General features: G+C 63.8%; 18 protein-coding genes. 7 read left to right on the top strand and 11 right to left on the bottom strand.

What is annotated here, in order from left to right; genetic code table 11:
• Position 1 precedes the first annotated feature (1 nt).
• The 5 genes from IE053_RS11095 to IE053_RS11075 form a co-directional block, all read right to left on the bottom strand.
• Positions 2-514, bottom strand: coding sequence for a hypothetical protein (locus IE053_RS11095; protein ID WP_189575970.1), 513 nt, complete (start codon positions 512-514; stop codon positions 2-4).
• Complete coding sequence (mreC, locus tag IE053_RS11090) at positions 507-1442, bottom strand: rod shape-determining protein MreC (RefSeq protein WP_189575969.1); 936 nt, start codon at positions 1440-1442, stop codon at positions 507-509. Before mreC ends, IE053_RS11095 begins: the two co-directional genes overlap by 8 nt.
• Before the next feature lie 137 nt (positions 1443-1579).
• A complete protein-coding gene (locus tag IE053_RS11085; RefSeq protein WP_189575967.1) occupies positions 1580-2620 on the bottom strand; it encodes a rod shape-determining protein in 1041 nt (346 codons plus the stop codon).
• A gap of 75 nt (positions 2621-2695) precedes the next feature.
• Complete coding sequence (locus tag IE053_RS11080) at positions 2696-3511, bottom strand: TVP38/TMEM64 family protein (protein ID WP_189575965.1); 816 nt, start codon at positions 3509-3511, stop codon at positions 2696-2698.
• Between the two features lie 65 nt (positions 3512-3576).
• Complete coding sequence (locus tag IE053_RS11075; RefSeq protein ID WP_189575963.1) at positions 3577-6996, bottom strand: YhdP family protein; 3420 nt, start codon at positions 6994-6996, stop codon at positions 3577-3579.
• Between the two features lie 146 nt (positions 6997-7142).
• Between IE053_RS11075 and bcp the strand changes: the two genes are divergently transcribed.
• The 4 genes from bcp (at position 7143) to IE053_RS11055 (ending at position 10663) form a co-directional block, all read left to right on the top strand.
• Positions 7143-7601 carry a thioredoxin-dependent thiol peroxidase gene (bcp, locus tag IE053_RS11070; protein WP_189575961.1) on the top strand — a complete coding sequence of 153 codons (459 nt, stop codon included), beginning with the start codon at positions 7143-7145 and terminating at the stop codon, positions 7599-7601.
• Positions 7598-8404 carry a ferritin-like domain-containing protein gene (locus IE053_RS11065; protein ID WP_189575959.1) on the top strand — a complete coding sequence of 269 codons (807 nt, stop codon included), beginning with the start codon at positions 7598-7600 and terminating at the stop codon, positions 8402-8404. Before bcp ends, IE053_RS11065 begins: the two co-directional genes overlap by 4 nt.
• A 218-nt stretch (positions 8405-8622) precedes the next feature.
• The gene (locus IE053_RS11060) at positions 8623-9984 is read left to right on the top strand and encodes a M23 family metallopeptidase (protein WP_189575958.1); all 1362 of its coding nucleotides are present in this window, start codon (positions 8623-8625) and stop codon (positions 9982-9984) included.
• A 73-nt stretch (positions 9985-10057) separates the two neighbouring features.
• Positions 10058-10663 (top strand): bactofilin family protein, encoded by a 606-nt coding sequence (locus IE053_RS11055; RefSeq protein WP_189575956.1) that lies wholly within the window; start codon positions 10058-10060, stop codon positions 10661-10663.
• A gap of 371 nt (positions 10664-11034) precedes the next feature.
• On the opposite strand, the gene IE053_RS11050 is transcribed toward IE053_RS11055, so the two are convergent.
• From IE053_RS11050 to IE053_RS11040, 3 genes are read right to left on the bottom strand one after another with little or no spacing between them, the layout of a single operon-like run.
• Positions 11035-11826 carry a hypothetical protein gene (locus IE053_RS11050; RefSeq protein ID WP_189575954.1) on the bottom strand — a complete coding sequence of 264 codons (792 nt, stop codon included), beginning with the start codon at positions 11824-11826 and terminating at the stop codon, positions 11035-11037.
• Positions 11823-12248, bottom strand: a complete 426-nt coding sequence (locus IE053_RS11045; RefSeq protein ID WP_189575952.1) for a DUF1489 family protein — start codon at positions 12246-12248, stop codon at positions 11823-11825. Before IE053_RS11045 ends, IE053_RS11050 begins: the two co-directional genes overlap by 4 nt.
• A gap of 4 nt (positions 12249-12252) precedes the next feature.
• Positions 12253-13227 (bottom strand): lysozyme, encoded by a 975-nt coding sequence (locus tag IE053_RS11040; RefSeq protein WP_373302869.1) that lies wholly within the window; start codon positions 13225-13227, stop codon positions 12253-12255.
• 158 nt (positions 13228-13385) lie between these two features.
• Here IE053_RS11040 and IE053_RS11035 point away from each other — a divergent pair, with 158 nt between their 5' ends.
• Both IE053_RS11035 and IE053_RS11030 read left to right on the top strand, forming a co-directional pair.
• On the top strand, positions 13386-14843 hold the full coding sequence (locus IE053_RS11035; RefSeq protein ID WP_189575948.1) for an NfeD family protein: 1458 nt from the start codon (positions 13386-13388) through the stop codon (positions 14841-14843).
• A gap of 3 nt (positions 14844-14846) precedes the next feature.
• Positions 14847-15596 carry a slipin family protein gene (locus IE053_RS11030; protein WP_189575946.1) on the top strand — a complete coding sequence of 250 codons (750 nt, stop codon included), beginning with the start codon at positions 14847-14849 and terminating at the stop codon, positions 15594-15596.
• Positions 15597-15605: 9 nt separating this feature from the next.
• Here IE053_RS11030 and ptsP read toward each other — a convergent pair whose 3' ends face one another.
• From ptsP to IE053_RS11015, 3 genes are all read right to left on the bottom strand, one after another.
• Complete coding sequence (gene ptsP, locus IE053_RS11025) at positions 15606-17879, bottom strand: phosphoenolpyruvate--protein phosphotransferase (protein WP_189575944.1); 2274 nt, start codon at positions 17877-17879, stop codon at positions 15606-15608.
• 9 nt (positions 17880-17888) lie between these two features.
• Complete coding sequence (locus IE053_RS11020; protein WP_189576953.1) at positions 17889-19118, bottom strand: aspartate kinase; 1230 nt, start codon at positions 19116-19118, stop codon at positions 17889-17891.
• Between the two features lie 101 nt (positions 19119-19219).
• Complete coding sequence (locus tag IE053_RS11015) at positions 19220-20065, bottom strand: SDR family oxidoreductase (protein ID WP_189575942.1); 846 nt, start codon at positions 20063-20065, stop codon at positions 19220-19222.
• Between the two features lie 71 nt (positions 20066-20136).
• Here IE053_RS11015 and ubiG point away from each other — a divergent pair, with 71 nt between their 5' ends.
• The gene (ubiG, locus tag IE053_RS11010) at positions 20137-20877 is read left to right on the top strand and encodes a bifunctional 2-polyprenyl-6-hydroxyphenol methylase/3-demethylubiquinol 3-O-methyltransferase UbiG (RefSeq protein ID WP_189575939.1); all 741 of its coding nucleotides are present in this window, start codon (positions 20137-20139) and stop codon (positions 20875-20877) included.
• Positions 20878-20892: the final 15 nt, after the last annotated feature.

Raw genomic sequence — 20892 nt, 5'->3', positions numbered from 1 at the left:
CTTACGCCACCAAGGATGGACGTTGCCGCGCAATCGTCCGTCTAAAGAAGATAAGGCACACCGGGAACACCACCACGGTGACCATGAACTGCCAGAACATAGCGAAGAACGGCATGGTGCGGTCTGAAAGGATCGACATCTCGAACCAGTAAAGGGTCATGGCAGCGAACCCTGCTGCCGCGAACCCCGTGGTCAGGACGGTGATGTCACGTCCGGCGAAATAGCCGCGCTGCCAGATGATCGCGGCGTGCAGCAAAAGGTAGACCGACGCCCACGGACCAATAGCCGCGCCGAAGAGAAGGTCCTGAATGATCCCTGCGGCAAAGGTCACGAACGGGGAAAGGTCCGCCGGCCTATCGAGGCCGAAAAGAAAGATCACGATCAACGGGAAGAACGGCGTTGGCACCAGCCCGCCGAAAAGATTGAGCGGCGTGACCATCAGGATCACGCTGACAAGCATCAGCGTCGTGGCGAGCGCTACCGTGCCGGAAGTGGCATAGTGGCGGTCATCCATCGGCGCTCACCTCCTCCGCCTCGCTGAGGACAGCGCCTCCGGCGCTCGGCTCGTCGTCGCTTTCGTCTTCCGCGGGCTCGTCGGGATCAGGGAACACGTAGTCGACCACCCTTACGAGATGTGCGCCCTGATCGGACGCATAAAGACCGACTTCGACCCCGTCTTCGGTGAGGCTGACGATCTCGCCCACAGGGATGCCTCGGGGCAAAGACCCCCCGGTGCCAGAGGTGACGACGCGCATGCCGACCTTGAGTTCACCCTTGGGGCGACCCGAGAACTGACGGATCTCGGCGCGACGCTCCGCGGTGCCGGAAAGGAGGCCCTCAGTATCCACCGCTTCGATATAGACGGGCACATGGCTGTTGGCGTCGGTCAGGAGTAGCACCCGTGAAGCGCTTTGGCCGGTGCTGACGACGTGGCCGATCAGGCCGTTGCCATCGACAACGGCGCTGCCGCGGCGAATGCCGTCCTTGCGCCCGGCCGAAAGGATCAGGGCGCGGCTGAACGGGCCGCCATTCTCCGCGATGACCTGTGCCGGGATATAGCGCTTCGGCTCCACCACCTTGGGATCGAGAAGCGCTTCGTATTCCGCAAGGCGCTGCTCGAGAGCCATCGCCTGGTTCATCCAGATACGGAGCTGTTCGTTTTCTTCACGGAGGCGCTCGTTCTCCTCCATCACGGCGAAATAGTCGCCGATGTCACCGATCCGGTTGCCCACGAACCGGACGGGAGCGGAAAAAATGCCGAGAACGGGCTCGAAACGGTCGAGAAGGCTCTCGCGCGCCTTCTCGAAAACCGAAGCCTGAGCGCCGTAGATCGAGAACACGGTCAGGAAGAGGCTGAGCCCGAGCATGGCGAGAAGATTCGCCGGCGGACGCTCTGCATCGCGGAAGCCTGCGGCTCCACTCTTTGTGAACAACGCTGACATCAGCGCTTCTCCCGGCTTTCTGCCTGGCCCCTCGCCCCTAACAGAACAGCAAGCGCTGTTAAGGGACGATTAACCCCCTCACGGAGTTTCTCATCACTTTCTAGCGTGCCCTGCTGTGCCCTGCGGTTACGGTTTGTCTAGACCGCCGAGCTGAGCGCCGTGCGCATGGCTTTGTTGTTTTCGAGAGCTGCACCGGTGCCGAGCGCCACGCAGGAGAGCGGGTCTTCGGCGATCGAGACCGGAAGACCGGTTTCCTCGCGGAGCAGCTTGTCGAGATTGCGAAGAAGCGCGCCGCCACCGGTCAGCATGATGCCGGTATCCACGATGTCCGCAGCCAGCTCAGGCGGGGTCGCTTCGAGGGCGACCTTCACCGCTTCGGTGATCTGGCTGACGGGCTCCTTGAGCGCTTCATAGATCTGGGCTGCGGAGATTTTCACCTCTTTCGGGACACCGTGCATGAGGTCCCGGCCCTTGATGTGGATGACCGCCTTGGTCGATTCCTCGTCGACGGTGGCCGAGCCGACTTCCTTCTTGATGCGCTCTGCCGAGCTCTCACCGATCAGGAGGTTAAACTCACGGCGGATGAAGGAAACGATCGCCTCGTCCATCTTGTCGCCGCCAACGCGGACCGAGCGCGAATAGACGATGCCACCGAGGGACAGGACCGCAACTTCCGTCGTGCCGCCGCCGATATCGACAACCATCGAGCCGGTGGGCTCAGCGACCGGGAGGTGGGCGCCATAGGCGGCCGCCATTGGCTCTTCGATGAGGTCGACGCGCCGGGCGCCTGCGGAAAGCGCGCTCTCCTGGATGGCCCGGCGTTCAACGGCCGTCGCACCCGAGGGGACGCAGATGACGATCCGCGGGCTCGCGAAGGAGCGGCGGTTATGCACCTTGCGGATGAAGTGCTTGATCATGGCCTCGGCGACCTCGAAGTCGGCGATGACACCGTCGCGCATCGGGCGAATGGCCTCGATCGCGCCAGGCGTCCGGCCGAGCATCTCTTTCGCCTCGTTGCCGACAGCGCGGACGATCTTTCGGCCCTGGCGGGTTTCAATCGCAACCACCGACGGCTCGTTGAGAACAATCCCCCTGCCGCGCACGTAGACGAGTGTGTTCGCGGTTCCGAGGTCGATGGCCATATCGGCCGAGAGCATACCAAAGAGGGCGGAAAGCATGGCCCGTGTCCTATTCGTTCAGCTGCCCAACACCTCGGGCGGCGTCGTGGCTCCAGCGTGTCCCCAACCTATACATCAAGCCTTTGATTTAAGGTTAAGTGCTCTGTTACTCTGATCACCAAGCGCAGATGAACTCTGCGTCAGATCTGTTTGTGGCGCGAGGCCAGCTAGGGAAGTGTTGCGCAAACGTTTATAAAGCCACCGACAGAACAGCATAAACCCGACCCAGAGAAGGGCGAGGACGGCGAGCGCGACCAGCGCCTCGGGATCGCCGCTGGTCAGGAACCGGCCGATCTCGTCGAGCTGTCCCGTGAAAAACGCGATGAGAGCCAGCTTGGGCACCACGCCAATGGCCGTGCCGAGAGCGAATTTCCAATAGGCCATGCCCGACGCGCCGCAGAGCGTATTGACCACGATGAAGGGTCCCGAAGGGGTCCAGCGGACGATCATCGAGGCGAGGATGCCGTGCCTGCGCATGATCCCGATCAGGGTCTGGCGCTTGCCCGGGCGGAGCTTGTTCACCCAGGGACCGCCAAAGAACCTGCCGAGAAAGAAGGTCACGGCGCCGGACACCATGGTCGAGCCCCAGGAGAGGACCGCCCCATACCACGGGCCGAAGACAGCGACCGTGCCCGCGAAGAGCATCGCCTGGGGAAAGCCGACAAGGGCGAGGCTGATATAGAGAAGGCAGACTGCAACCGGGGCCCAGGGGCTCGCCTTCACCGCGTTGAGGAAATTGTCGACCCCCGCACGGTCGAGGCCGAAAAGCTCCTGCCCGAAGACGATTAGCAGGATTGCCAGCACAACGACGAACAGCGTCACCCCGGCGGAGAGCGATCGTCTGGGATCGAACCTGCGCTGCAGGGGCTGGGAGGTCGGGGCTTCGGTCACGAGGGGTCAATCTTGTCTTGGCGATGGGCCTACATAGGAGAGACGATGGCGTCACGACAGAGGGATCATGGCGCCTTGTCCAAATCGCCCTGTTTCTGGGCCTCGGCGATGGCCTCGTCGAGAAAGCGGCGGGTTTCTTCCTCAGTCCGGGTCACGGGTTCGAAGATGCGGCGGAGAATGCCGGGGGTCAGGGCCGAGAGCGTGTTCACGGTGACGATGGGTGCGTCGAGGTCGCCGGTGATCGAGTAGGAGAAGGCGACGATCCCCTCGCCCTCGCGACTGACGAAGAGGCGCCCAATGCCGGGGAGCGAGCCGAGAAGCGAGTTCACCGCATAGGCCGGCGCGATCGAGCCGCGGACATCGATTGTGTTCTGGTCGAGGTCGACGACGCCTGTGGCCGAGACACCCAAGGACGAGCCGACGAGCTTGGCATCGCCAAGGCCGATCTGGCCATCCTTGGTCCAGACGTCGCCTTCGAGCTTGGTGAAGCGAATCCCCTCGCCATTAAGGGCCGCGACGGCGCCGTCGAGGGAGGTGAAGGACAGAATCTTGGCAAGGATCGGCGCATCCTGGACGACCAGCTCGCCGACCTCGAAACGGCCACGGAAGCCTCCGTCCTCGATCGTCGTGCCCTTGATCGAGCCTGCGCCGCCGGTCACGGAGTCGATGCCGAAGAACCCGTTCATCAGGATACCGAAATCGGTCGACTCCACCTCGATGAAGCCCAGCTCCTCCGTTGGCGGAGCGTCGAGGGTCGCGCTCAAAACGCCCTGCTCCCCGATCTGCGCCGTGAGGATGAACTGCTCGAAGCCCTTCCCGTCGTGCTGCCCCTGCGCCGTGACATCGTTCAGGGTCACGCCATTCTTGAGCGAGACACGGTTGAGCGCCACGTCGAGATCCGACCGCCCTGGCAGCGGGCCGCCGTCACCTGACAGGCCAAACATCTTGTCGATCAGGGCACTGGCATCGGCGTGCTCGCCGGTGAGTTCCAGATCCAGGTTCTGGTTCTCGGTGACGAGCCGGAGCGAGAGGTCAGCACGGTCCTCGATAAAGAAGCGCGGCAGCTCCAGCCGGACGACACCGCCCTCTTGGGTAAAGACTCCGCTACCCTCGATATTGAATGTCGGTGCACTGAGCTTGAGCTGCTTGAGGGAGACGAGCCCGGCCGTTCCGTCCTTCGACTTCGGCTCCGGGATCGCCACCGTTGTCTGGACGAGACCGCTGACGCCGCGGGGCTTGGAGAGCCCGAGTTCGGGGATGCTGACCGAAGCGTTCGTGAGATCGCCGGAGATCTCCATGGGTGAACCGGGCGTCAGGTCGCGGGCGTAAATGTCTGCCTTGATCTCCCCGCGGAAGAACTGCCTCAGCGGCAAGCCGATCATGTCCGCGGTGAGGGTGTCGAGATCGGCGGTCACGGCGAGATCGGCTTTCATCTCGCCACGGAGGTTCTGGCGCCAGACGAATTTCGCGGGTGCGGAGGCTGCGAGCCCGTCGCCGCGCACGGTCAGCATCTCCGGCGTCAGGATCACCCGGCCGCCAGCATCGCTGGCGTCAATCCCCGGAAGGACATCGTCAATGGAGCCGCGCGCGAACGCGCCCTCGCCCATCACCTTCACATCATCGAGGGAAGGCTCGGCGACCAGCGGCCATGTCACCTTGAGATCGAAGCTGGCCATGCCGTCGAAGTCTTCGGGCGTGTAGGTCACGCCCTCTTCGAAAACGACGAGTCCGGCCTCCTCGAGTGCACTGAGGATCGTCTCGATATCGCCCATCAGCGTCGTATTGAACGTCGCCGTCGCCCCGGCTGGGGTGAAGCGCGGCATGTCGAGCTTCGCTTCGGTCAGCCGGACGCCGGAGACGTAGCCGCGCTCCGCCGAAACCGTGAAGCTGTTGCCAAGAACGGTGGCGGTGGCTTCAAGGCCGGTGATCGGCGGCATGTCCGGCAGGTAGATCACCGTCGCGTCCGACGCATCGAAGGTGAAGCGCATGTCCTCGTCGCGAAGCGGCACCAGCGGCTTGATAGCCCCCATCGGAATGTCAGCGACATAGGAAAGGTTCGTCAGCACACCCGACTTCAGGTTGTCGACCACCCACATCCGCGCCTCGCGCGCCAGGGTGATCGGCCAGCCTGCCAGCACCTCCTCGGGCGAGAGTGGTCCGGGGAGGAGCGCGTCCGCTTCGAGCCGGGGACTGCCCGCGAAGCCCTCAGGGAAAGTCAGCGCAAGGAAACCCTTGAGCTCACTGGCGAAGTAGCTCGACCCGAGCTCCTCGAAGGTCAGCTTTCGGCGTGCCGCATCGAAAGTGCCGCGTGCGTTCATTCGCTCGACATCGAGCGGGCCCTGCATGAAGCCGCCGAGGTCGAGATGGATCGTTTCTCCGTAGACGTCGAATGCGAGAAGCAGCTCTGCAGGATCAAGGAGGTTCTCTGCCGCGACCGTGCCGCCAAGCCGTCCCCGGTTGCCCGCGATGTCGTAAGCGAGGTTCTCGATACGGAAGACAGGTGCGCCCGCGTCGAATGCGGCTTGCAGGACGTTCTCACCGAAGGAGAAGCTGCGTCCCGCCATCTCTCCTTCGCCGGGCGGCACCACGAGATCTATCGAGCCGTCGATCGGTCTTCCCTCTCCGTCCACGGAGAGATCGACCCGGCCACTGACACTGCCACCGAGGCTGAAGGCATCGACGCCGAGGACTGCGAGCACTGGAGCGATCGGCGTGCCGTCCGAAACGAAGGAAAGCTCGGTGACGCCTGTTGGCCTTGCCAGAACCTGGAGGTCAGCCTCTGTCCTCTCGCCAGCAAAGGCGAATGGCAGGCGTGCATCGACCGCGAAACCGTCATCTCTTATGCGTGCCCTGACGGAACCCGAAGCGAGGGTCACGACGGGCGCGTCGTCCGGCCCCAGATAGGCAATGGTGACATCGGGAAGGGCGACTTCGTTCACCGCGCCACTGGAGAGCAGCGTCAGGAGCCGCTCGACCGGTAGCGGACGGCCCTCAGCGGCCGACGTCCTCTCTTCAGCCGCTGGCTCGCCTGCGCCGTCGGGGACGGGTGCACGGGCCGTTGCGACGATCCGCGTCACGCTCAGTTCTCGAGGAGCAAGATCGCGGTGGAGGAAACCGCCATAGGGAAGGACGGCGCGCCCGTTCTCTGCAAGCGCTTCCTGCGCACCACTGGCAGTCAGGCGGTCGAAATAGACGACCAGATCCCGCGGCGCGATCCTGATGAAGAGCCCATCGACCTCGATATCGGATCCTGCGGCTTCGCTGAGACGCTCCTCGATGAGGGGCAGCAGCGGACCGGTGGGGATGTTCGATGTCATCGCGAGAATGGAGACGACGAGCGGAAGGGAGAGGCCGAATGCCGCGGCCCTTATCAGTGCACGGATGGCAAGCCACTGCGCGGGGTGCGCGCCGACATAGGCGCCCACGCCTTCGCCGCCGCTTTTCGCAGCGTTTTTCTGGTTCTTTGACTGCCTGCCTATCAGCACCGTGTCACCCTGAGCCGATGATTGGACTATGGCTAGGGGCTGTCCAAGCGCAAGTTCGTTAAGGTTACGACGTGGACGGGCGGCGGCCGCTTCGCTATCCGCCGGGGCGACGGTGCACAACGCAACCGGATGAGGAGACGACCGCGATGCTGCAAGAAGGCGACAAGGCCCCCGCATTCACCCTGCCCACCGAAGATGGCGAGGTCAGCCTCGACGACTTCAAGGGCCACAAGCTGGTTCTCTACTTCTATCCCAAGGACGACACATCCGGCTGCACCAAGGAGGCGATCGGCTTCTCCGAAATGCTCGATGCGTTCGAGGCGGCAGGCGCGAAGGTGCTCGGCGTTTCCAAGGACAGCCCGGCCAAGCACGCGAAATTCCGCGAGAAGCATGACCTCAAGGTGCCCCTCGCCTCCGACGAGGAAGGCAAGGTGATCGAGAAGTACGGCTCCTGGGTCGAGAAAAGCATGTATGGCCGGAAATACATGGGAATCGACCGTTCGACCTTCCTGATCGACGAGGACGGCGTGGTGCGGAAGATCTGGCGCAAGGTCCGGGTGCCCAAGCACGTCGAGACCGTGCTCGCGGCCGTCAAAGAGCTTTGAAGCCTCACTGGGACGAAGCAGCGCGCGGCATCCTCCTCGAGGGTGATGCCGACCGCAAGGCAGCGCTGGCGCAGGACGTGCTGGCGCGGGCGGAGACATTCGACCTCTCCCTCGCGCCGAGGCTCGGGCCACCCGAACGCCCTGCCCGGCCGGAAAAGCCGGTTCTCGTGCCGCCGCAGGAGGTGCCGCGCCGGGGCCTCGGCTCGGACCGGGGGCGCGCCGCGCTGCTCCACGCGCTGGCACATATCGAGCTCAATGCCATCGACCTTGCCGCGGACATGGCGCTGCGTTTCGCAGGTGCAGTTCCCGACCATCTGCGCGCTTCCTTTGTCCATGACTGGTTGAGGGTGTCCGGCGAGGAGGGCCTGCACTTCTCGTTACTTCGCGCGCGGCTCGACGCCTACGGCACGGATTATGGCGACTACCCGGCCCATGACGGGCTCTGGGATGCAGCACGGAAGACTAGCGGCGATGTCCTGGGACGCTTGGCCGTGGCGCCGATGATCCTCGAAGCCCGCGGCCTCGACGTCACCCCGGGGCTGATCGCGAAGCTGGAAGCGGTTGGCGATACCGGGTCAGCAGCAGTCCTGCAGAGGATCTACGACGACGAGATCGGCCATGTCCGCGCCGGAACCAGGTGGTTTCGTTCACTGGCGGAGTCGCGCGGAGCCGATCCTGCCGCAACCTTTCAAAATTGTGTGATGCGATATTATCCGCAGGGCCCCAAGCGCCCCTTCAACGATCCGGCGCGCGCGCAGGCCGAACTGCCGCGAGACTGGTACGAAGGTGTATCGCCCCATTGAGGACTCATTCGAGCCATGAGATGGCCGAAGGGTTGGGGCAGGCGTTTTGCAAGGGTTTGGCGGGAAGACGTGAAATCTCCGTCAAGCCTTAATTATTTTTCGATCGTGGTTTCGTAAGTCACGAAGACATGCCATGAAGTCCGTGGTAGTGTCACATCGCGGTGAGCGGGGCCGTGGGTGGCGTGCGGCAGAAGCCACACGGGCAGTCAGGGACGAGAATGGGTAAGGAAAAAAGACGTTTTGGCAGGCTCCTCGGACATCTGTTCCGGGAACGCCAGATTTACCATCGCTCCGATGGCGTCGTTCACTTCATCAAGCTCAGCTCGCGCACCCAGGTCATCTTCGCTTCGATCCTCTTCGGCGCCCTCCTCTGGGTCGCCTACGCCTCGGTCAACGTGGTGTTCAAAGAGCAGATCATCATCGCCAAGGACGAACAGCGCCGTGACGAGCAGGCCGCTTACCGTCGCCGCCTCCAGAATTCGGAACGCGCCTACGAGGAAGTCTCCTCGCTGAACTTCATCTACAGCCGCGAGTTCGAAGCCGCTCTCAAGAAGCTCGAAAGCCAGCACGACACGCTCCGCGCGCTTGTCGAGAACAAGAGCTCCCTCGATGTCCAGATGCGCGGTCTCGCCGAAACCCTTTCCGCCGCCGGTGCGCCCGGCGGCCGTCAGCTCCGGGGTACGAACCGGGTGATGATCGACCCGGTGGGTCGCGAGCCTACGCCGCGTCAGTCGCGCGTTTCCGCCCTTCGCCAAGAGGCTCTCGACAGCGTCATCGATCAGGAGATCGCCGAAGGCATCGAGAACGAAGTCCTCACCGACATGCGGATGAAAACCGCGCAGCTCTCAGCCAGCCAGGTCGTTCTCCTCGCCGGCATCGAAGAGAAGATGCAACGCTCGATCGCCGAGCTTGACCAGATCCTCCGTCACACAGGTGCTGCGGCGGAGCTCCTGCCGAAAGCGAACGACCGGGAATTCGGCCTTCAGGTTCTCGCCTCTGCGCAGGCCCCAGAAGTCGAAGCGGAGCTGATGGGCCAGGGGGGGCCTTTCATCCCGGTGGATGACGAAGAAGACACGCTTGTCACGGGCACCTATGCAGAGACCGTCTCCCGCGTGCAATCGAAGCTGACCGAGCTCGCTGCACTCTCCGGTGTCGTCAGGAGCGTGCCGATTGGCTCGCCGGTCCTGAACCGCCACCGCCAGACCTCAGGCTATGGCGTGCGTTGGGACCCGTTCAAACGCAGCCGCCGCACCCGCCACTACGGCCTCGATTTCGCTGCTGCCCGGCGTACACCGATCGTGGCCACCGCGCCGGGTCGTGTCGTCCGCGCAGGCACCTGGTCGAGCTACGGCAAGATCGTGGAAATCGATCATGGTAACGGTTTCCGTACACGGTACGCACATTTGGACCGGATCAACACACGGGTTGGTAAAATCGTTGAGCTAAACGACGTGATAGGTCTGATGGGAAGCACCGGACGGTCGACGGCAACGCACCTCCATTACGAGGTGATTTACAAAGGCAGGCAAGTGGACCCCGAGAGGTTCATTGAGGCAGGACGATATGTTTTCGAAAGCTAAGCGTGACAAAACCAACGACCGTCAGCTTCCGGATTTTGAGGGGCAAGGTCAGTCAATGAACGCCGATCCACGCATGAGCAATCGCACCGACGCCAAAGCGTCAGCGCGCGCAAAAACTCCGCGTTCCGCACCGACGGGTGTCCCGTCGCTGATCAGTGCGGACATGGTCATTAAGGGCGAGATTCGCTCCGAAGGGGAAGTGCAATTCGACGGAGAGATCGACGGCGACATCTTCGCCAAGGGTCTGGTTATCGGCGAAGGCGCCATGGTCCGCGGCGAAGTGATCGCCGAGAAGGTCAAGGTCGCCGGCACTGTTGAAGGCCGCATCCGCGCCACCCGCGTCGAGCTGACCGCCAGCTCCATCGTCAAGGGCGACGTGGTCCACACTGCCCTGATGATCGAAGCCGGTGCCCGTTTCGAGGGCAGCTGCCGCCATTCGGACGATCCGATCAACGACACCGCGCCGGCCACCCCGGCGGAGCTTCCGGCGCCGTCGGAAGACCGTGTGCTGTCGAACCAACAGGTTCCGAACGCTCCGCGCGAGCGTGAAGCCAAGCTCCGCGAAGCCCAGCCGATCCGCCGTGACGCTGCCGCTTCGGACAAGCAGCCGGAAAACGTCCAGCCGATGCGCCAGACGCAAGGCGGCAAGGCCCTCGCTGGAAAAGTCAATCTGAGGTAGGGGAACGAGATCCTGGGAGAGGAAACGCGCGGGACCGGGGTCCCGCGCGTTTTTTTCTTGGGTGCCTTCTACGGACGATCGGTCGTCTTCCTCTTCATGCAGGCTCGCCGAGGCGCGGTACCAGCGCAGCACGTCCGAAGGCCGGGCTTTCTTTGTCACTTCGAAGATCAGCACCCTGTCGAGTTCGAGCGAAGGATGGCTCGCCGCGTGTTGGGCAGACCAGAACACCTCCGCCATCGGCTGGTGATCTCGCGCCACGCTGCATCGACGTGCTGGTCGATCAGGACCACCGCAGCGAAGGGTCGTTCAGTCGGACAGGCGGGAAGCTCGGATCCCGAAGGAACCCAAAGACATTCTGCCTTCACTGACGTTCACTCTGCCAGCGGATCGATCATCCGGAAGCTCGCGGGGCTGTCTTCGGCGAGGGCGAAGCCGATGGCGCGCAGGGTCCCGCCCTTGGCGGCGAGGCGCCATTCGATGAGATGCTCCGCCTCCGGATCGCCGTCGAAATCGGCCGTGCCCACATGGACGAACTCGGCGAGGATGGCGTCGTTCTCCATCGTCCAGGTCTTCGGCCAGTCGCCCTTGAGGTTGGGATAGGCATCATCGCCGAGGCTCGCCTCGCCAAGACTGGGAAGCTCCGACCGGTCGATGGCGACGAAGAGATCGTCCGGCGCGCCCCTCGCACCCGGAACCGGCTCGGCCCGCGCGATCAGTTCGAGAAGGCCACAGGCGCGCGCCATCTGCGCCTCGCGGCGGAGATCCGCATTGGACAGCCCGCCCCAGCCCTTCTGGCGCAGGGAGCGGAACTGCGCGCAACTCTCCACGGTCTCCGCTGCGTCGTTCTCAATATCGGGCGAGGCCATCCTGAGGGGCCGTGCCGCCATGCTCTTCGGGAGGATGAGGCTTTCGCGCTCGTCCTTCAGGTCCTCGAGCGGTGCGCAGCCATCGTCGGTCTGCACCACGCCGGGCAGGCAGAAGCGCACCACGCCGTCGTCATGGTCGATGGCCGTCTCGGTCCGCAGGTCATCCATGACCACCGGCGGCTCCTCCGGGGTCAGGGGGTCATCTGGGCGGTCAGCGAAAAAGTAGGTTCCGCCGACAATCGCCGCGAGACCCGCCACCCCTGCCCCGCCAATGGCGCCTGCTTTCTTGTTGTTCATAGCAGTCCCAACTCCGCAAGTTCCGCCCTGATCGGCAGGTCATCGCCTTCGGCGCTACTGCCGAGATCCCCCGGCGCGTCCTCGGGCTTGAGATAGCGCCAACCCTGGAACGGGCCTTTGACCGTGGGGTTCACGAGGATCAGCCCCGGCTCGAGCACGATCCGGCATTTGCGCCCTTCGTTGGTCGTGACCTCCTGCAGGTCGACGATCGGCTGGCGCACCTGGATCTGGCCGGCGATGACCCAATAGATCGAGCCGCCGTCCTTCAGCTCCTCCGCACGCTTGGGGAACATGCGGGTGGTGTGGTGGACAAGGCCCTGCAGCCTGGTGCCCTTGTTCCGTTGGAGGAGGGTGTGCTGCCAAGACTTGAGGTCGTCGATGCGATCCGCACCGACGCAGAGTTTGATCAGGTGGATGGTCATCGGATCAGTTGCCGCGGACCCGTGCCACTTCCCGTGCCCGGGCCTTCTTGATGCTATGACGCGCTGCGCGTTTCGCGATGATGTAGAAGGTAAAGTAGCAAAGGCCCAGCCCGATCGAGAGAAGCCAGAGCGGCAAATCGACCATGATAGGCGACAGCAGGGACGGCGTGATGCCAATAGCCTGCGCCGCTTCGGGTGCATAGGTGTCGAGCATCAAGGCGCCACCAAAGAGCGTCAGCGCCACCGCGAGGAGGCTCGCAAGAACCGCGCCGACGGTGACGCCGATGTCTTCGCGCTCTTCTTCCTTGGCGATGATCATTTTGGACGGATCGCCCATCAGAGCGTGGCTTGCGGCATAAAGAGCCTGCATCCGGCCTTCGATTTCTTCTGGGGTCAGCGTGCGGCCTCGGTCGTGGCGCAGGCTGTCGAAATCGACCAGCGGTGCGTTGGTCACCTCCGCCGGGGCGAGGACAGTGCCGTCGCATTCGGAAGCCGGCGAGACTTCCGACGTGGGGATCACCAGCTCGGCATCGGTCGGCATTAGGAAGAGCGACTTCTCCGCCGCCCGGCGGCGAACCAGGCCGTCGAGCTTCATCAACTTTCCGTCGACCCGTGCCTTGGTCCAACGCTCGAAAGCTTCGGCCGCGCCGAGCTTGTCGCCCTCGTTGAGCTTCTTGAGGACAGTCGACCGCTTGAAGTTCTCGGCACCGATATTGAAGACGAAGCTCACCAGCGCATCGTGCTCGTTTTGGTTCAGCGGCGTGCGGACCGTGTCGCGGATCAGCTTTTCGATCGGCGCAACGTCCTTCATCAGGAGGTTGGTCGCCTCGCGCTGGCTGACTTGCGGGGAAGGCGTCTGGGTATGGTGGCCGTAGCCGATGACATAAGTGCCATCACCGCGTGCCTCATCCATCCGAGGGCTCGAAGAGAAGCCCTCATACGCCTTTATCAGATTGAGACCTGTGTCTCCCGTCTGCATCCACGCCCCCAAGCGCCTTGCGCGCCGGTTACCCAGCCCTCACCTGTCTATCACGGGCCGAAGGGATTGTGTAGCGCGGTATTGGGTTTCTGTTAACCTCTCGTCATCCCGAAAAACCCGTGATACCCAAGGGTTCGCGATCGCCTGGGGAGGTGAGGATGCCGAGGATTGTCAGGGCTCTAAGCCTGTTTCTCATCCTGTTGGGTGTATCGGGCCTCGGCCTTTCCCTCACTGCGCAGGAAGGCGGCAAGCGTGCGACTTTCCTCGAACTGAAAGGCGCGGTCACGCCCACCACCGCCAATTACCTCGAGCGGGAAATTTCCGCCGCCTCGGTCCGGGGCGACGAGCTGGTCGTCATCGAGATCGACACGCCCGGTGGCCTTGTCACTTCGATGCAGTCGATCGTGCAGTCGATCCTCGCTTCGGAGACCCCGGTGGTCACCTATGTCGGTCCGCAAGGCGCCCGGTCGGCGAGCGCGGGCCTCTACATCATGTATGCAGCCCATGTCTCGGCCATGGCTCCCGCGACGAACACCGGCTCCGCCACGCCCATCGAGCTGGGCGGCGGCGGTGGACGGAGCCCGTTCGAACAGCCTCAAGAGCCCGATGACGGGGGCGAAGCGGACGCGGTCGACGATGGCGAAGCGGCCCCGGAAGAAGCGCAGCCTGCCGAGCGCCCCGCTGACATCTCCAACGAAGCCTCGCTCCGCGGCAAGGTGATCGAGGATGCCGTCGCCTATATCAAAGGCCTCGCCGAGCTGCGTGGCCGGAACGCCGAATGGGCGGAAAAAGCCGTGCGCCCGCCCTCGGCATCGATCACCGCGAGCGAAGCACTGGAACTCGGCGTCATCGAGATCATCGCAGAGGACCGCACCGACCTGCTTCGGCAGCTCGACGGCCGCACGGTGAAGACCATCGCCGGCGAGAAGACCCTCTCCACGAAAGGCCTGCGCATCGTCGAGGTGAGACCGACCCGGCTCGAGCAGATCCTCGCGTTCTTCGCCGACCCGAATGTCGCCGCGATCCTGCTCTCGCTCGGCACGCTCGGCATCACCGTCGAGCTATGGAACCCAGGCTCTATCTTCCCCGGCACCTTTGGCGTCATCTGCCTGCTGCTGGCATTCTACAGCTTCCAGGTCCTGCCGGAGAACGGGCTGTTCCTTGCGGTCATGGGGCTCGGGGTGGTGCTCCTGATTCTCGAGGCGTTCGTCTCATCGGCGGGGATAGCGGGGATAGCCGGCATGGCGCTCCTGTCTGTTGGGCTTTATTATCTGTTCCCGGAGAGTTTCCGGGTCTCTATCTCCCTCATCATCGGCATTGTCGCCGTCATGGGTTCGGTGCTGGTCCTTCTCCTCTGGCAACTTATCAAGTCGCGCGCCCACGGCCCCTTGATCGGCAAGGAGGCCATTCGTGGCCGGACGGGGCGAGTCGAGGAGTGGCAGGGCGCCGAAGGCTGGGTCATCGTCGACGGCGAGCGCTGGCGCGCCAAGGCGAAACAGCCGCTCCAGCCCGGCGATGCCATCAAGGTCGTCGAGGTCGACGGCCTCGTCCTCATCATCAAGAAAGCGACGGCCCGACAGGGCTTTCGCCTGCCCCAACGCGCCCCGGAGGCCTGATCCATGTTCAGTATCCTGATCCCGCTTGCAGCCTTTGCCATCATCATCCTTGCTCAGATCATCAAGGTCCTGAAGGAGTATGAGCGGGGGGTGATCTTCACCCTCGGCAAGGTGGGTCGCCGTGCTGCGGGACCCGGCCTCGTCCTGCTCGTCCCAGCGGTGCAGCAGATGCGCAAGGTCGACATGAGGACGCTCGTGGCCGATGTCCCGCCTCAGGACGTGATTTCCCGCGACAACGTCTCGGTCAACGTCAACGCCGTCATCTATTACCGTGTGGTCGACGCGGTGAAGGCGGTCGTTCAGGTCGAAAACTACAAGGAAGCAACAAGCCAGCTCGCCCAGACGACGCTCCGTTCCGTCCTCGGCAAACATGACCTCGACGAGATGCTGCAGGAGCGCGACCAGCTGAACAAGGACATCCAGCAGATCCTCGACGAGCAGACCGAAGCGTGGGGGATCAAGGTTGCGAATGTCGAGATCAAGCGCGTCGATGTCGCCGAATCGATGATCCGCGCCATTGCCCGGCAGGCCGAAGCCGAGCGCGAGCGTCGTGCGAAAGTCATTCTCGCGGAAGGCGAACAGCAGGCCGCGGCCAAGCTGGCCGAGGCCGCGCAGGTCCTGTCCCAACAAGAAGGCTCGATGCAGCTCCGCTACCTCAACACCTTGCAGGAAATCGCTGGCGACCGGACGAACACCATCGTCTTCCCGTTCGGAACAGAAGAAGTCGCGAAGATGCTCCGGGGCCGGACCTGACGGTGCAGCTCAGACTGCCCTGTAGGCCGGCACGCCGAGATCGTCGGCAAGCTGCGTCATTCGCTGGCGCAGCGGGATGCCCGTCTCTTCCTTCAGGAGCCGGTCCATCCGCGCCATAAGCTGGGCGCGGTCAATGCTCCTGACCATCTGCTTCAGCGGCATGACCGCACTGGCCGCCACGGACAGGCGGTCATAGCCGATGCCGATCAAGGCAAGCGCCATCAGCGGGTCGGCCGCCTGCTCGCCGCAATAGCCAAGCGCCACAAGATCCCCCGCTTCATCGACGATTCTTTTCAGGAAACTGACAAAGGGACGACTGAGATAGTCGTAGCGCGAGGAGACGAGGTCGCTCTCGCGGTCGGCAGCGTAGAAGAACTGCGCCAGGTCGTTCCCGCCGATCGACAGGAAGTCTGCATACTTCGCAAGTCCCCGCACGTCCCAGGCGGCGGACGGGATCTCGACCATCGCCCCGACTTCGAGCTTTTCAGGGATGGGCTCGCCGACTTTCTTGGTGCGGGCGATTTCCTTGTCGATCAGCTCCCAGGCATGGGCCATCTCTTCCGACGTCGTCACCAGCGGCAGGAGCACCGTCAGGGGACGGCCGTTCGCAGCGGTGATTAGCGCACGGAGCTGCATCCGCAGCAGGCCCTCGCGGTCCGTTGCGACGCGTAGTCCGCGCCAGCCCATGGCCGGGTTCGCCTCGACCGGGCCATGCATGTAGCCAGCCCGCTTGTCCGATCCGATGTCCGCTGTGCGGAAGACGACACGCGCGCCCTGGGCGGCATCCATCACCGAGGCGTAGGTTTCAGTCTGCTCGGTCACCGAAGGCAGCGTCTTGCCGACGAGGAACTGGAGCTCGGTCCTGAAAAGGCCGACGCCGTCGGCCCCGACTTCGCGCAGGAGCTCCATGTCCATCACGAGACCGGCATTCATCTCCACGCGGACGCGGACACCATCCTTGGTGACGGCAGGCTCGTCCTTGCGAAGCTGGTAGCGGGCGAGCTGCTCGGTCCTGATCCGGGCCTTTTCTTCGTAGGTTGCGATCCCCTCCGGCGTCGGGCGGAGGAAGACCTCGCCCGAGCCGCCGTCGACGATGATGTCGTCGCCCTGCTCCGCGCGGTCGATGATCTTGGCGAGACCGGAGACCATCGGCAGGCGGAGTGAGCGCGCCACCACTGCGGCGTGGCTGTTCGAGGAGGCTTCGGCGAGAACCAGGGCTGCAACCTTCTTCCGGTCGAGCTCCAAAAGCTCGGCAGGACCAAGGGTTTCGGCAAGGATCACGGCATTGTCGGGTAGCTCGTGCCCCTTCTCCTCACCTCTCAGTGTGCGTAGGAGTCGGCGGGACAGGTCGTCGAGGTCGTGCATCCGCTCGCGCAGGTAAGGGTCGGACGCCGCCCTCATCTGGTTGCGGTTTTCCTGCTGCACCTGTTCGACCGCAGCCTCGGCATTGAGGCCTGCCATGATCTTTTCCTCGAGCCTCCGGGCCCAGCCGCGGTCATAGGCGAACAGGCGGTAGACCTCGAGCACCTCGCGGCTGATATGACTGAGCGCCCGGTCGCGGGCCATCATGTCGTCCACGGACTTCTGAAGCTCGGTCAGGGCTTCGGAGAGACGCCTCTTCTCCGCCGCCATGTCGCGGGCGAAGATGTTGCCGCCACTGCGCTTCGGCGTGAGGAGATAGGCCGTGCCCCGAACGACTCCCGGCACGATGGCCGTGCCGATCTCGTATTCGGGGCCGTGGATCATCTCTTGGACCTCGGCCACCTCCCTTTCGGAAAGGAAGCGCTCCGACGATATGATCTCGGCAAGGACGGTTGCCACCATCTGCGCCGCCTCGATCTCGTCTTCCGCATAGGCGCGGGTTGTCTGATTCTGAATGGTCAGCACGCCGATGACTTTACCTGAACGGATAATCGGAACACCGAGAAATGCGTTCAGTTCGTCCTCACCGGTTTCAGGACGGAAAGAAAATTCAGGATGTTGGCTGGCGCGGCGCGGGTTGATCGGCCTGCCTGTGCGGGCAACGAGGCCGACAAGGCCCTCGTCCCAGCGCAGGCGCGTCTGGTGGACCGCTTCACGCGCGAGGCCCTCGGTGGCGAAGAGCTCCAGCATGTCATCGGCGCGACGGACATAGATCGAGCAGACATCGGCCACCATGTTGCGCGCGATCGCCTGAACAAGGTGGTCAAGCCTTGTCTGGGCGTCGCTCTCCTCCGCCATCACCTCGCGCAGCTGTCGAAGCAGCACGCGCGGGGTCGGCGCCATGCGGGGCGGCAGGTTCATGCGAGTTACTTAAGCGTCCTGGCTTGAGAGCCCAAATGCCTCATGAAGGGCCCGAACCGCAAGTTCCGTATAGTCTGCAGCGATCAACACGCTGATCTTGATCTCCGATGTGGAAATGTTTTCGATGTTGATCGCCTTGTCCGCGAGGGTCTCGAACATCTTGGCTGCGACGCCGGTGTGGGTCTTCATGCCGATACCGATGACGGAGACCTTGGCCACGTTCTGGTTGGCCACAAGTTCGTCATAGCCAAGCTCGTCCTTGGCAAGGGTCAGCTTCTCCATGGCGAAGGAAAGGTCTTTCTCGGACAGGGTGAAGGACATGTTCGCCTCCGAGCCCTGGCGGGCGGGGGACTGGACGATCATGTCGATGTTCACCCCGGCCTCGGAGAGAAGCCGGAAGATGAGCGCCGAATAGCCCGGCTTGTCCGGCACCCCGAGAAGGCTGATCTTGGCCTCGCCCACCGAGGGTACGACAGCGGTGACGACTTCGTGCTCCATGATCTCGTCCTCTCCGGTGATGAGGGTGCCCTCACCGGTCTCTTCAGGTTCCTGCAGGGAAGACAGCACGCGCACCGGCACGCCGTAGGTCATCGCAAGGCCCACCGAGCGGGTCTGCAGGACCTTGGCGCCGACCGAGGCCATCTCCAGCATTTCTTCATAAGCGAGCACCGGCTTGCGCCGTGCGGTGGCAACGATACGCGGGTCCGTGGTGTAGACCCCATCGACATCGGTGTAGATATCGCAGCGCGCCGCGCCGAGGGCTGCGGCCAAGGCCACGGCCGTGGTGTCCGAACCGCCGCGGCCGAGTGTCGAGATCCTGCCTTGGGCCGTGAAGCCCTGGAAGCCGGCGACGACGGCCACTTCGCCGTTTTCCATCGCATCCATCAGGCGGTCCTGCGGCAGGCGCTTGATCTTGGCCGCGCCATGGCTGTCATCGGTTTCAAGGCCCATCTGCCAGCCCTGGAAGCTGCGCGCCGGGCAGCCCTTCGAACGAAGGTGCAGCGCGAGAAGGCCCGCCGTCACCTGCTCTCCCGAAGCGACCACGGCATCGTAATCAGGGTCCCGCGAGACATCGCCGCCGCCAAGCTCTTCGGTCAGCGCGACCAGCCGGTTCGTCTCCCCCGCCATGGCGGAGACCGTGACGCAGACCTTGAAGCCCTGTTTTCGCGCAGCCATCACATGGCGCGCCACGCGGGCAATGCGCTCGGGATCGCCGACGGACGTGCCGCCGAACTTCATCACCAGGACATCTTCCCGGCGAGGAGCAAGTTCTAAAGGCGCAGGCGCCAGGGTCACGATCGGCTCTCCTCATGTGCAGTGCGGCACAAAACGGCCAAGCCCTACCCCTCGCTCGCCGTATCGGCAAGGTCCTCGGCCAGCCTTTCGAGCCCTTCTGACAGGGAGACCGAGGGTGCGAACCCCGGAAGCTGGGGCAGGGTCGGTGTCTTGTCCCGCTCGAAGCGGGCAAGCTGGGCGGTCGACAGCGGCAGCTTCAGCCCGACGGCCTCAGCGGCTTTTGCCGCAGCGCGCAAGGCAGCCAGCGGGACAGTAAGAACGGCACCGTTGCCTTTGCGAACCGCCCCGAGGACGCGGGAAAAAAGCTCCTTCTGCGGCAACGCCTCCGAACCGGCGACAGCGAAAACCCCGGCGTCCGCAGCCATGACAGCCTGCACGGCAGCCTCGGCGACATCTTCGTAGAAGACGGGCTGCTGCAGGGCCCTGCCGCTGCCAGGACATGGCAGGAACCCGTATTTGAGAGCGAAGCGCATCAGCGTCGCGATGTTCCCGTCCCCCGCATGACCGTAGATCATGGTTGGCCGCAGGATGGTGATCTCCGCGTCGATACCCGAAAGCGTCCGCTCCGCCTCGGCAAGCGCCCTGTAGACCGGACTGTCGGCATCAATGCCGACATTGTTCGAGGAGAACACGACGATCCTCCGCACGCCCTCTTCCGTCAGCCAGCGGGCCGCCGGGGCCGAAACCGAGAGAATCGGCGCGAGGATGGCCGCATCGTGCCCCTGCGCCGCAGCACGGACGCCAGCCTCGTCGGTCAGGTCGAGAGTTTTATGCCGCAGGCCCTTCGCGGGCTTGCGGCTCGCGCGGGTGACGGCGGCACCCCGGCCTTCGAGCCTCCCGGCGACTTCATGGCCAACGGCGCCCGTGGTGCCCGAGACGAGCACCTTCATGGGCCGTCTGCCGCGTTGGCAAGCGAGCCAGCTACGCCTAGGTGCAGCCTTCGAGCGAGAAGGACCGCCTCATGTCTGCCACCACGATCGACCCCGATGAGGTCGCGAAGTTCCAGGCCATCGCCGCGGAGTGGTGGGATCCGCTGGGAAAATTCAAGCCGCTTCACAAGTTCAATCCGGTTCGCCTCGGCCTGATCCGCGATCAGGTGTGCGAGCACTTTGGCCGCGATCGGTTCGCCAGGAAACCGCTTGAAGGGATTCGCCTTCTCGATATCGGCTGCGGCGGTGGGCTGGTGTCGGAGCCGATGGCGCGTCTCGGCGCATCGGTGACCGGGATCGACGCCGCCGAAGGCAATATCAAGACAGCCAAGGTGCATGCGGAGCAATCGGGGCTCGAGATCGACTACCGCAACACGACAGCAGAAGAGCTTCTTGCCTCTGGCGAAGAAAAATTCGACGTCGTTCTCAATCTCGAAGTCGTCGAGCACGTCGCCGATGTCGGGCTGTTCCTGAAGACATCGGCCGACCTCGTGAAGCCCGGCGGAATGATGGCACTGGCAACGATCAACCGTACGCTGAAAGCTGCAGCAACCGCCGTCTTCGCGGCGGAGTACATCCTGCGCTGGCTGCCGCGCGGCACGCATGACCCGCGGAAGTTCGTCAAACCTGCCGAGGCGAAAAAGCACCTGGTCGACGCAGGGCTCGAGATCACGGCTGAGAAGGGGCTGACCTACCTGCCGCTCCTCGACAGCTGGCGCGTCGGCGACGATATGTCCGTGAACTACATGATCTTCGCGAGCAAGCCTGCCTAGGTGTCATTCCGGGGC

It is taken from the genome of Parvularcula lutaonensis (assembly GCF_014651915.1).
Lineage (GTDB): Bacteria > Pseudomonadota > Alphaproteobacteria > Caulobacterales > Parvularculaceae > Parvularcula > Parvularcula lutaonensis.
The sequence above is the reverse complement of the archived record's forward strand: the minus strand, read 5'-3'. Positions and strand labels throughout refer to the sequence as shown.

Excerpts from the sequence above, each read along its gene's own strand:
- IE053_RS11095 (WP_189575970.1), bottom strand. The coding sequence starts at position 514 with ATGGATGACCGCCACTATGCCACTTCCGGCACGGTAGCGCTCGCCACG.
- mreC (WP_189575969.1), bottom strand. The coding sequence starts at position 1,442 with ATGTCAGCGTTGTTCACAAAGAGTGGAGCCGCAGGCTTCCGCGATGCA.
- IE053_RS11085 (WP_189575967.1), bottom strand. The coding sequence starts at position 2,620 with ATGCTTTCCGCCCTCTTTGGTATGCTCTCGGCCGATATGGCCATCGAC.
- bcp (WP_189575961.1), top strand. The coding sequence starts at position 7,143 with ATGCTGCAAGAAGGCGACAAGGCCCCCGCATTCACCCTGCCCACCGAA.
- IE053_RS11060 (WP_189575958.1), top strand. The coding sequence starts at position 8,623 with ATGGGTAAGGAAAAAAGACGTTTTGGCAGGCTCCTCGGACATCTGTTC.
- IE053_RS11055 (WP_189575956.1), top strand. The coding sequence starts at position 10,058 with ATGAGCAATCGCACCGACGCCAAAGCGTCAGCGCGCGCAAAAACTCCG.
- IE053_RS11050 (WP_189575954.1), bottom strand. The coding sequence starts at position 11,826 with ATGAACAACAAGAAAGCAGGCGCCATTGGCGGGGCAGGGGTGGCGGGT.
- IE053_RS11045 (WP_189575952.1), bottom strand. The coding sequence starts at position 12,248 with ATGACCATCCACCTGATCAAACTCTGCGTCGGTGCGGATCGCATCGAC.
- IE053_RS11040 (WP_373302869.1), bottom strand. The coding sequence starts at position 13,227 with ATGCAGACGGGAGACACAGGTCTCAATCTGATAAAGGCGTATGAGGGC.
- IE053_RS11035 (WP_189575948.1), top strand. The coding sequence starts at position 13,386 with ATGCCGAGGATTGTCAGGGCTCTAAGCCTGTTTCTCATCCTGTTGGGT.
- IE053_RS11030 (WP_189575946.1), top strand. The coding sequence starts at position 14,847 with ATGTTCAGTATCCTGATCCCGCTTGCAGCCTTTGCCATCATCATCCTT.
- ptsP (WP_189575944.1), bottom strand. The coding sequence starts at position 17,879 with ATGAACCTGCCGCCCCGCATGGCGCCGACCCCGCGCGTGCTGCTTCGA.
- IE053_RS11020 (WP_189576953.1), bottom strand. The coding sequence starts at position 19,118 with ATGAAGTTCGGCGGCACGTCCGTCGGCGATCCCGAGCGCATTGCCCGC.
- IE053_RS11015 (WP_189575942.1), bottom strand. The coding sequence starts at position 20,065 with ATGAAGGTGCTCGTCTCGGGCACCACGGGCGCCGTTGGCCATGAAGTC.
- ubiG (WP_189575939.1), top strand. The coding sequence starts at position 20,137 with ATGTCTGCCACCACGATCGACCCCGATGAGGTCGCGAAGTTCCAGGCC.